Raw genomic sequence first — 11,043 nt, 5'->3', positions numbered from 1 at the left:
TAGCTGTAAAGACGACGACATAGGGGACATAGTGCTCGACGTCAACTTCTTCGACGAGCTGCGCATCGGTCTCGCCACCGCCGACGACATCCGTCAGTGGTCGCACGGCGAGGTCAAGAAGCCCGAGACGATCAACTACCGCACCCTCAAGCCGGAAAAGGACGGGCTCTTCTGCGAGAAGATCTTCGGTCCGCAGCGGGACTGGGAGTGCTACTGCGGTAAGTACAAGCGGGTCCGCTTCAAGGGCATCATCTGCGAGCGCTGCGGCGTCGAGGTGACCCGCTCCAAGGTCCGCCGTGAGCGGATGGGGCACATCGAGCTGGCCGCTCCGGTGACCCACATCTGGTACTTCAAGGGCGTGCCGAGCCGGCTGGGCTACCTGCTGGACCTCGCCCCGAAGGACCTCGAAAAGATCATCTACTTCGCCTCGTACGTCGTGACGAGCGTGGACGCCGAGTCGCGTCACCGTGACCTCTCGACCATCGAGAACGAGATCCTCGCCGAGAAGCGGCAGTCGGAGAACAGCCGCGACTCGGAGATCGAGAAGCGGGCCGCCAAGCTGGAGGCCGACCTGGCCGAGCTGGAGGCCGAGGGCGCGAAGGCGGACGTCCGGCGCAAGGTCAAGGAGGGCGGAGAGCGCGAGATGCGCCAGATCCGCGACCGGGCCCAGCGCGAGATCGACCGCCTGGACGAGGTGCTCGACACCTTCCGCAAGCTGGAGCCGAAGCAGCTCGTCACCGACGAGCTGCTCTACCGGGAGCTGCGCGACCGGTTCGGCGAGTACTTCACCGGCGGCATGGGCGCCGAGGCGATCAAGGCGCTGGTCCAGAACATGGACCTCGACGCCGAGGCCGAGAGCCTGCGCGAGACCATCCGCTCCGGCAAGGGCCAGCGGAAGATCCGGGCGCTCAAGCGACTCAAGGTCGTCGCGGCGTTCCTGAACACCCGCAACTCGCCGCTCGGCATGGTGCTGGACTGCGTCCCGGTCATCCCGCCGGACCTGCGCCCGATGGTGCAGCTCGACGGTGGCCGCTTCGCGACCTCCGACCTGAACGACCTGTACCGCCGCGTGATCAACCGGAACAACCGCCTCAAGCGGCTGATCGACCTCGGCGCGCCCGAGATCATCGTCAACAACGAGAAGCGGATGCTCCAGGAGGCCGTCGACGCGCTGTTCGACAACGGCCGCCGCGGCCGGCCGGTCACCGGCCCGGGCAACCGCCCGCTCAAGTCGCTGTCCGACATGCTCAAGGGCAAGCAGGGCCGGTTCCGGCAGAACCTGCTCGGCAAGCGCGTCGACTACTCCGGCCGTTCGGTCATCGTGGTCGGCCCGAAGCTGAAGCTGCACCAGTGCGGCCTGCCCAAGCAGATGGCGCTGGAGCTGTTCAAGCCCTTCGTGATGAAGCGGCTGGTCGACCTCAACCACGCGCAGAACATCAAGTCCGCCAAGCGGATGGTCGAGCGGCAGCGCCCGGTCGTGTGGGACGTGCTGGAAGAGGTCATCGGCGAGCACCCGGTGCTGCTCAACCGCGCGCCGACCCTGCACCGCCTGGGCATCCAGGCCTTCGAGCCGCAGCTGGTCGAGGGCAAGGCCATCCAGATCCACCCGCTGGTCTGCACCGCGTTCAACGCCGACTTCGACGGCGACCAGATGGCGGTGCACGTGCCGCTGTCCGCCGAGGCGCAGGCCGAGGCGCGGATCCTGATGCTGTCGTCGAACAACATCCTCAAGCCGGCCGACGGCAAGCCGGTCACCATGCCCACCCAGGACATGGTCATCGGCCTCTACCACCTCACCCACCTCACCGCCGGTGAGAAGGGCGAGGGCCGGGCGTTCAGCTCGGACGCCGAGGCGCGGATGGCGTTCGACGCCGGCGAGCTGCACCTGCAGGCGCCGGTGCGGATCCGGCTGCGCGGGCTGGTCGGGGTCGACAACGGCGCCGGCGCGCAGCCGTGGGTCGCGCCGGAGGGCTGGGTCGAGGGTGAGCCGCTCACCGTCGAGACCACCCTGGGCCGGGTGCTGTTCAACGAGACGCTGCCGCAGGGCTACCGCTTCGTGAACTACGAGATCCGCAAGGGTCAGCTCTCCGCGATCGTCAACGACCTCGCCGAGCGCTTCCCGAAGGTCGCCCTCGCCGCGACCCTCGACGGGCTCAAGGAGGCCGGTTTCCACTGGGCCACCTGGTCCGGCGTGACGATCGGCATGGAGGACGTCATCGCTCCGCCGCGCAAGCGGGAGATCCTGGAGCGGTACGAGAAGGAAGCCGACCGGATCGACAAGCAGTACCAGCGTGGTCTGATGACCGCCGAGGAGCGTCGCGGCGAGCTCATCGAGATCTGGACCAAGGCGACCAACGAGGTCGCCAAGGAGATGGACACCGCGCTGCCGCAGGAGAACCCGCTGTGGAAGATGATCAACTCGGGTGCCCGCGGTAACCTGCTCCAGCTCCGCCAGATCGCCGCGATCCGTGGTCTGGTGGCCAACCCCAAGGGCGAGATCATCCCGCGACCCATCAAGGCGTCGTACCGCGAGGGTCTCTCCGTGCTGGAATACTTCATCTCCACGCACGGTGCCCGTAAGGGTCTCGCCGACACCGCGCTGCGGACCGCCGACTCGGGTTACCTGACCCGTCGTCTGGTGGACGTCTCGCAGGACGTCATCATCCGCGAGGAGGACTGCGGCACCGACCGGGCCATCCCGATGCAGATCGGCGAGCGGCGCGACGGCAAGCTGTACGTCCACGAGCACGCCGAGACCAGCGTCCACGCCCGGACCCTGGCCGACGACATCAAGGGCCCGGACGGCACCGTCGTCGCCCACCGGGGCCAGGACATCAACTCCATCCTGGTCGACGCGATCGTCGCCGCCGGGACGGAGACGGTGCGGGTGCGCAGCGTGCTCACCTGCGAGTCGAAGCTGGGCGTCTGCGGTGCGTGCTACGGCCGCTCGCTGCCGACCGGCAAGACCGTGGACGTCGGCGAGGCGGTCGGCATCATCGCCGCCCAGTCGATCGGTGAGCCCGGTACGCAGCTGACGATGCGTACGTTCCACACCGGTGGTGTCGCGGGTGAGGACATCACCCAGGGTCTGCCCCGGGTGCAGGAGATCTTCGAGGCCCGCGTCCCGAAGGGCAAGGCGCCCATCGCCGACACCCCGGGCCGGATCCGGATCGAGGACGGCGAGCGGTCGCGGAAGATCATCGTGGTGCCGGACGACGGCTCCGACGAGATCGTCTACGACAAGATCTCCAAGCGGGTCCGGCTGCGGGCCCACGACGGCGACCACGTCGAGGTCGGCGAGAAGCTCACCGAGGGCACCATCGACCCGCACGAGCTGCTGCGCATCCTCGGCCCGCGCGCGGTCCAGGTCCACCTGACCCAGGAGGTCCAGGAGGTCTACCGCTCGCAGGGTGTGCTCATCCACGACAAGCACATCGAGATCATCATCCGCCAGATGCTCAAGCGGGTGACGGTCATCGACTCCGGCTCGACCGAGTTCCTGCCGGGCGTGCTGGTCGACCGGGCGCTGTTCGAGTCGGAGAACCGCCGGCTCGTCGGCGAGGGCGGCGAGCCCGCCGCCGGTCGCCCCGTGCTGATGGGTATCACCAAGGCCTCGCTGGCCACGGACTCCTGGCTGTCGGCGGCCTCCTTCCAGGAGACCACCCGGGTGCTGACGGACGCGGCGATCCACGCCCGCAGCGACTCGCTGATCGGCCTCAAGGAGAACGTGATCATCGGTAAGCTCATCCCGGCCGGTACGGGCATCAGCAAGTACCGCAACGTCCGGGTCGAGCCGACCGAGGAGGCCAAGGCCAAGGTCTACTCGATGACCGGATACCCGGAGACCGACTACGGCTTCGGGCCGGCCAGCGGGCAGGCTGTGCCGCTGGACGACTTCGACTTCGGGTCGTACCGCTAAGGATCACGCACTGACGACGAGGCCCCCGGCGCACCGTTGGGGGCCTCGTCGCGTGGGGCCGTGCGCCCGCCATGTCGCCGACCTGGCGGGGACGCAGGCTCGGGATACCGCCATCTGTCCGGGGTCGACTGGAGTCGACGCGGGGGACGGGCATGATGGAGGGCATGACGATCGCACCCGGGCAGGTGCCCGTCGCCCCGCACGGGGCACGCCATCCGCTCGACCCCGACCCGGTGCGCTCCAGCAAGGCGCGGGCGGTCTTCGCGCTCGGCCTGATGGGCGCGCTGACCGGGCTGTTCGTCGGCGGTGTGGTGCCGGCCACGCTCGCTCTCGTGCTCGCCCGGCAGGCCCGCCGCGAGGCGTACGCCTCGGGGGGCTTCCTCACCGGCGCGGCCTGGTTGCGGCGCGGGGAGCGCCTGGCCTGGGCCGGGCTGGTCCTGGTCGCGGCGGTCGTGGTGGCGGCCCTGGTGATCGGCCTGGTCCGGTCGGCCGGCACGCCGTTCGGCCACGACTACGCCCCGAACGTGGACTGACCGCCCCGCGCGGGGGAGACGTCGACGCGCGACCACGGGGCTGGCCGGGCGGCGGTAGCCTGGCCGGTGTCCGTCGCGCGGCGACGGGCGACGACCGGTGACAGGAGGCCCTCGTGACGGAACCGGCGCGGCCCTCGGGCGAGTCGGCGGAGGGATCCGCCGCGCTCCCGGATCCGGCGGGGTCGCCGGCAGCGCCGGAGGAGTCCCCGTGGGCCCGGCCCCCCGCCGACGCCGATCCGCAGGCACCGGGCGTGCCCGCCACCGACGCCTCCTCGGTCTCCCCGCCGATCGGGAGCACCGGGCCTTCCGCCGGCGAGTTCCCGCAGCCCGATCCGTTCCCCGGGCCCGGTCCCGGCCCGTCGGCCGGCGCTCCGCCGCAGTTCGGTCCCGGTGGGGCGGCCGGCTCCCCACCGCAGCTCGATCCTGGCCGGGCGGGCGGCTCGTCGCCGCAGTCCGGCCCCTTCGGCCCCGGCCCCGGTCTGGGAGCCGGCGACGTCGCGCGGTCGAGTTCCGGGGCACCGCCGGCCTCCGCCGTGCCGCCGGGTCCTTCGGCGGCGCAGCCTGACTCCTCTGCGCGGCCGGCTTCCCCTGCTCAGGCTGGTCCTCCTGTGCAAGCTGCTTCGCCTGTGCAAGCTGCTTCGCCTGCGCAGCCGGGTGCCTCGGCGCCGCCCGCCTCCTTCGGGCAGCCGTTCTCTCCCGTGCAGCCGGGCCCTGCCACGCAGTCGGCTCCTGCCACGCAGCCGGCTACCGCTGTGCAGCCTGGCCCAGCCCCACAGCCGCCGGCCTGGCCGCAGCCGGGTTCCGCCCCCTGGGCGGGACATCCCGTTGCCGCCCAGGCGGGGAGCGCGCCGGGGGGATACCCGGGCCAGGCGCCGGGCGGCGCCTGGGGCGGGCCGGGCACCGGCTGGGGGGCGGTGCCCCCGCCGCCGAAGGAGGCGGCCCGGCCGCCCAAGCGGGTCGACCCGGTGCCGGGCACCCCGTTCGGCGTGGTGCACCTCGACGTGCCCCCGGTGACGTCCGGGCTCGCGATCGGGTCCCTGGTGGCGGGCATCGCCTCCACCCTCGTGTCGTTCCTGGTGATCTGTCTCGGGGCGACCGCGGGCAGCCAGGGGGCCTGGGCCGCCGGCGTGTTCACGGTCCTGGGACTGCTCGCGGGCACGGCGGCGGTGGTGGCCGGCCTGCTCGGCCGGCGGCAGATCCGGCGTCCGGCACCCCCGCCCGCGGTGCGCTTCACCGGCGGTGGCCTGGCGGTGGCCGGGATCAGCTGCGGCGCGGTGGGTATGGTGCTCAGCCTCCTGGGTCTCGGCCTGGCCCTGCTGCTCGCCCTGGCCTGAGCCTCCGCCCTCCGGGTGTGGCCCGGCTTGATCGACTCCATGTCGGCGACATGGTGGGGTTGTGGGTGCCGGGATACCGCCATGTCGCCGACATGGCGGCTCAGCCCGGGGGCGGCTCGGGCCTGAACCGGGCAGGTGGCGGGCGGGGCGGGAGGCGTTCCCAGGGCCGGCGGGCCGGGTGCCGGGGTAGCCGTTACACTTGTTTCTGTAGGTGCCCATCGCGGGTGGGCAGGCACGACGGTTCGGCCGGCAGGGCGGTGACGCCGATCTCCGGGACCTCTCCGTTTTGACCTGTGCGGCTGTGATAGGTACTCTTTCCCCTTGTGCCCGGGCTCGCCCGGGCAACTCGTGCGTGCGTTGGAACCGGATGCCCGGTGATCGCGCGGCAGCACGACAGAGTCAAGAAGACCCGGCGCGCGGTGACCGTGTGCCGGTGACAGAAAGCCGGTGCGCGCGCGAGCGACTGCGCCGGAACCGTGAGCCGGGCGACACGCCCGACCGCGGGTGCCGGGACCTCCGCAAGGTGGGCCTGGCCGGAATGTAGGAGAGCCTTTCCACGAGGGATGGCTACGAGCAGACGGCGCGGTCGCCGGAAGGCGGCCGAAGGGAGCGGAGAAACCCGGTGCCCACGATCCAGCAGCTGGTCCGAAAGGGCCGCCAGGCGAAGACGAGCAAGACCAAGACCCCGGCGCTGAAGGGTTCCCCTCAGCGGCGCGGCGTGTGCACCCGTGTGTACACCACCACCCCGAAGAAGCCGAACTCGGCGCTGCGCAAGGTCGCTCGTGTCAAGCTCAGCAGCCAGATCGAGGTGACCGCCTACATCCCGGGCGTGGGTCACAACCTGCAGGAGCACTCCATCGTGCTCGTCCGCGGCGGCCGGGTGAAGGACCTCCCCGGCGTGCGTTACAAGATCGTCCGCGGTTCGCTGGACACCCAGGGTGTCCGCAACCGCAAGCAGGCGCGCAGCCGTTACGGCGCGAAGAAGGAGAAGAGCTGAGATGCCGCGTAAGGGACCTGCTCCGCGGAAGCCGCTGGTCGCTGACCCGGTGTACAACTCGCCGTTGGTCACCCAGCTGGTGAACAAGATCCTGCTGCGCGGCAAGCGCCAGCTCGCCGAGCGCATCGTGTACGCGGCCCTGGAGGGCTGCCGCGAGAAGTCCGGCACCGACCCGGTCGTCACCCTGAAGCGGGCGATGGACAACGTCAAGCCGACCCTCGAGGTGCGCAGCCGCCGTGTCGGTGGCGCCACCTACCAGGTCCCGGTCGAGGTCCGCCCGGCCCGGGCGACCACCCTGGGCCTGCGCTGGCTGGTCACCTACTCCCGCGCCCGGCGCGAGAAGACCATGGTCGAGCGGCTGATGAACGAGCTGCTGGACGCGAGCAACGGCCTCGGCGCCGCCGTCAAGCGGCGCGAGGACACGCACAAGATGGCCGAGTCGAACAAGGCCTTCGCGCACTACCGCTGGTAACACATCTGGTTCCGGCGCCCGCGTGGCGCCGGAACCACCACCAGTTGTGTCGAGACGACGATAAGTAGGGACTGAAGTGGCCGCCGCAGACGCGCTCGCCAACGTACGCAACATCGGCATCATGGCGCACATCGATGCCGGTAAGACCACTACCACCGAGCGGATCCTCTTCTACACCGGTATCACGTACAAGATCGGTGAGGTCCACGAGGGCGCTGCCGTCATGGACTGGATGGAGCAGGAGCAGGAGCGTGGTATCACCATCACCTCCGCTGCTACCAAGTGTGAGTGGAAGGGCCACACGATCCAGATCATCGACACGCCCGGTCACGTCGACTTCACGGTCGAGGTCGAGCGGTCGCTGCGGGTGCTGGACGGTGCGGTCGCGGTCTACGACGGCGTCGCCGGTGTGGAGCCGCAGACGGAGAACGTCTGGCGTCAGGCCGACAAGTACAACGTCCCGCGGATGTGCTTCGTCAACAAGCTCGACCGGACCGGCGCGGACTTCTTCCGTTGCGTCCAGATGATGATCGACCGGCTGAACGCCACCCCGCTGGTGCTCCAGATCCCGATCGGTCTCGAGGGCGACCACATCGGCGTCGTCGACCTGATCGGCATGCGTGCCCTCACCTGGCGCGGGGAGACCCAGAAGGGTGAGGACTACGCGATCGAGGAGATCCCGGCCGACCTCGCCGACTCCGCTGCGGAGTGGCGCGAGAAGCTGATGGAGACCCTGGCCGACGTCGACGACGCGGTGATGGAGAAGTACCTGGAGGGCGAGGAGATCTCCGTCGAGGAGATCAAGGCCGCCATCCGGCGGGCCACGATCGCCAGCAAGGCCAACCCGGTGCTGTGCGGCTCGGCGTTCAAGAACAAGGGCGTGCAGCCCATGCTCGACGCCGTGGTCGACTTCCTGCCGTCGCCGCTGGACATCCCGGCCATCGAGGGCACCGCCACCGACGGCGAGACGCCGCTGCAGCGGAAGCCGTCGAAGAAGGAGCCGTTCTCCGGTCTCGCCTTCAAGATCCAGACCGACAAGCACCTCGGCAAGCTCACCTACGTCCGGGTCTACTCCGGCGTGGTCGAGTCCGGGTCCCAGGTGGTCAACTCCACCAAGGACCGCAAGGAGCGGATCGGCAAGATCTACCAGATGCACGCCAACAAGCGGGAAGAGCGCGGCTCGGCCCAGGCTGGCGACATCATCGCGGTGCAGGGTCTGAAGCAGACCACCACCGGTGACACGCTGTGCGACCCGGCGAACCCGGTCATCCTGGAGTCGATGACCTTCCCGGAGCCGGTCATCGAGGTCGCCATCGAGCCGAAGACCAAGGCCGACCAGGAGAAGCTCAGCACCGCCATCCAGCGGCTGGCCGAGGAGGACCCGACCTTCCGCGTCAAGCTGGACGACGAGACCGGCCAGACGGTCATCTCCGGCATGGGCGAGCTGCACCTGGACATCCTGGTCGACCGGATGCGCCGCGAGTTCAACGTCGAGGCGAACATCGGCAAGCCGCAGGTGGCGTACCGCGAGACCATCCGCCGCAAGGTGGAGAAGGTCGAGTTCACCCACAAGAAGCAGACCGGTGGTTCCGGCCAGTACGCCCGGGTCATCATCAGCCTGGAGCCGCTGCCGCTGGACAACGACGCGCCGACCTACGAGTTCGCGAACGCCGTCACCGGTGGCCGCATCCCCCGGGAGTTCATCCCGTCGGTGGACGCCGGCGCCCAGGACGCCATGCAGTACGGCATTCTCGCCGGCTTCCCGCTGGTGGGTGTCAAGCTGACGCTGGTGGACGGCCAGTACCACGAGGTCGACTCGTCCGAGATGGCGTTCAAGATCGCTGGCTCGATGGCGCTGAAGGAGGCGGCCCGCAAGGCCGACCCGGCGCTGCTGGAGCCGGTGATGTCCGTCGAGGTCACCACTCCCGAGGAGAACATGGGTGACGTCATCGGCGACCTCAACTCCCGCCGTGGCATCATCCAGGCGATGGAGGAGCGCAGCGGCACCCGCATCGTGAGGGCGCTGGTGCCGCTGTCGGAGATGTTCGGCTACGTCGGCGACCTGCGGTCGAAGACCCAGGGCCGGGCTAGCTACAGCATGCAGTTCGACTCCTACGCCGAGATTCCGGCCTCGGTGGCCAAGGAGATCATCGCCAAGGCGACTGGTGAGTGACGCTCGCCTGAGCTGATCCGATGAACCAGGGCTGGTCGCGGGAGGGTGCTCCCGCCCGCGGCCACCTCGGTCGGGTTGTGTGAGACCGGGCCTGTAGGCTTCATCGCCGCAGAACCCACAAAAGCTCTCCGGCCGCAAGGCCGGAAAGGCTGTCGACAGAGTCCTAAGCGCCTACCTGGCGTGCCGGGGCGAGAAGAACCAAGAAGTCCACAGGAGGACACCAGTGGCGAAGGCGAAGTTCGAGCGGACTAAGCCGCACGTCAACATCGGCACCATTGGTCACATCGACCACGGTAAGACGACGCTGACGGCGGCCATCACCAAGGTCCTGCACGACCAGTTCCCGGACCTGAACCCGTACACCCCGTTCGACGAGATCGACAAGGCGCCGGAGGAGAAGGCCCGCGGCATCACGATCTCCATCGCGCACGTCGAGTACCAGACCGAGGCGCGGCACTACGCGCACGTCGACTGCCCCGGGCACGCCGACTACATCAAGAACATGATCACCGGTGCCGCGCAGATGGACGGCGCGATCCTGGTGGTGGCGGCGACCGACGGCCCGATGCCGCAGACCCGCGAGCACGTGCTGCTGGCCCGTCAGGTCGGTGTGCCGTACATCGTCGTGGCGCTCAACAAGAGCGACATGGTCGACGACGCCGAGCTCCTGGAGCTCGTCGAGCTCGAGGTCCGCGAGCTGCTCTCCTCGCAGGAGTACCCGGGCGACGACCTGCCGGTCGTGCAGGTCTCCGCGCTGAAGGCGCTCGAGGGCGACCCGGTGTGGACCGAGAAGCTGCTCGAGCTGATGAACGCGGTCGACACCGCGATCCCGCAGCCGGAGCGCGAGACCGAGAAGCCGTTCCTCATGCCCGTCGAGGACGTCTTCACGATCACCGGTCGTGGCACCGTCGTCACCGGTCGTGTCGAGCGTGGCGTGCTGCTCCCGAACGAGGACGTCGAGGTCGTCGGCATCCGCGAGAAGGGCTTCAAGACCAAGGTCACCGCGATCGAGATGTTCCGGAAGACCCTGGACGACGCGCGCGCGGGTGAGAACGTCGGTCTCCTGCTGCGTGGCACCAAGCGCGAGGACGTCGAGCGCGGCATGGTCGTCATCAAGCCGGGCACCACGACCCCGCACACGGAGTTCGAGGCGACGGTCTACATCCTCTCCAAGGAGGAGGGCGGCCGGCACACCCCGTTCTTCCAGAACTACCGCCCGCAGTTCTACTTCCGCACCACGGACGTCACCGGCGTCGTCACGCTGCCCGAGGGCACCGAGATGGTCATGCCGGGCGACAACACCACGATGAGCGTCAAGCTCATCCAGCCCATCGCGATGGAGGAAAACCTCAAGTTCGCGATCCGGGAGGGTGGCCGTACGGTCGGCGCGGGTCGGGTCACCAAGATCGTCAAGTGAACTGGGTAACCCCGATTAGCGTGGCCGCCGGTCGTGCGGCATACTAGTCAGGTTGCGTAACGGCAGTTCCTCGCCCGTGTCCGGCATCCGTTGGACCTCCGGGTCGTTGAACAGTCGCGCGTAGGGTGGTTGGCCTGCCACTGGGCGGCCAACCACCCTCGCACGGCGTCCGGGTCGCGGTGAACGCGATCGGCGCCA

General features: G+C 69.4%; 7 protein-coding genes. All 7 read left to right on the top strand.

Annotation, left to right across the window (positions count from 1 at the left end; genetic code table 11):
- Positions 1–31: 31 nt before the first annotated feature.
- The 7 genes from O7628_RS08345 (at position 32) to tuf (ending at position 10,845) form a co-directional block, all read left to right on the top strand.
- Positions 32–3,919, top strand: a complete 3,888-nt coding sequence (locus O7628_RS08345) for a DNA-directed RNA polymerase subunit beta' (RefSeq protein ID WP_178066444.1) — start codon at positions 32–34, stop codon at positions 3,917–3,919.
- A gap of 164 nt (positions 3,920–4,083) precedes the next feature.
- A complete protein-coding gene (locus O7628_RS08340; protein ID WP_074472837.1) occupies positions 4,084–4,452 on the top strand; it encodes a hypothetical protein in 369 nt (122 codons plus the stop codon).
- A 965-nt stretch (positions 4,453–5,417) separates the two neighbouring features.
- Positions 5,418–5,786 (top strand): hypothetical protein, encoded by a 369-nt coding sequence (locus O7628_RS08335; protein WP_074472517.1) that lies wholly within the window; start codon positions 5,418–5,420, stop codon positions 5,784–5,786.
- A gap of 622 nt (positions 5,787–6,408) precedes the next feature.
- Positions 6,409–6,783, top strand: coding sequence for a 30S ribosomal protein S12 (rpsL, locus tag O7628_RS08330; RefSeq protein WP_014440718.1), 375 nt, complete (start codon positions 6,409–6,411; stop codon positions 6,781–6,783).
- A 1-nt stretch (position 6,784) separates the two neighbouring features.
- Complete coding sequence (gene rpsG, locus O7628_RS08325) at positions 6,785–7,255, top strand: 30S ribosomal protein S7 (RefSeq protein ID WP_013735957.1); 471 nt, start codon at positions 6,785–6,787, stop codon at positions 7,253–7,255.
- A 76-nt stretch (positions 7,256–7,331) separates the two neighbouring features.
- Complete coding sequence (gene fusA, locus O7628_RS08320; RefSeq protein WP_278129415.1) at positions 7,332–9,428, top strand: elongation factor G; 2,097 nt, start codon at positions 7,332–7,334, stop codon at positions 9,426–9,428.
- Between the two features lie 223 nt (positions 9,429–9,651).
- A complete protein-coding gene (gene tuf / locus O7628_RS08315; protein WP_043965499.1) occupies positions 9,652–10,845 on the top strand; it encodes an elongation factor Tu in 1,194 nt (397 codons plus the stop codon).
- Positions 10,846–11,043 lie beyond the last annotated feature (198 nt).

Origin of the sequence: Micromonospora sp. WMMD956 (genome assembly GCF_029626125.1) — a bacterium.
Classification (GTDB): Bacteria; Actinomycetota; Actinomycetes; order Mycobacteriales; family Micromonosporaceae; genus Micromonospora; species Micromonospora carbonacea.
The sequence above is the reverse complement of the archived record's forward strand: the minus strand, read 5'-3'. Positions and strand labels throughout refer to the sequence as shown.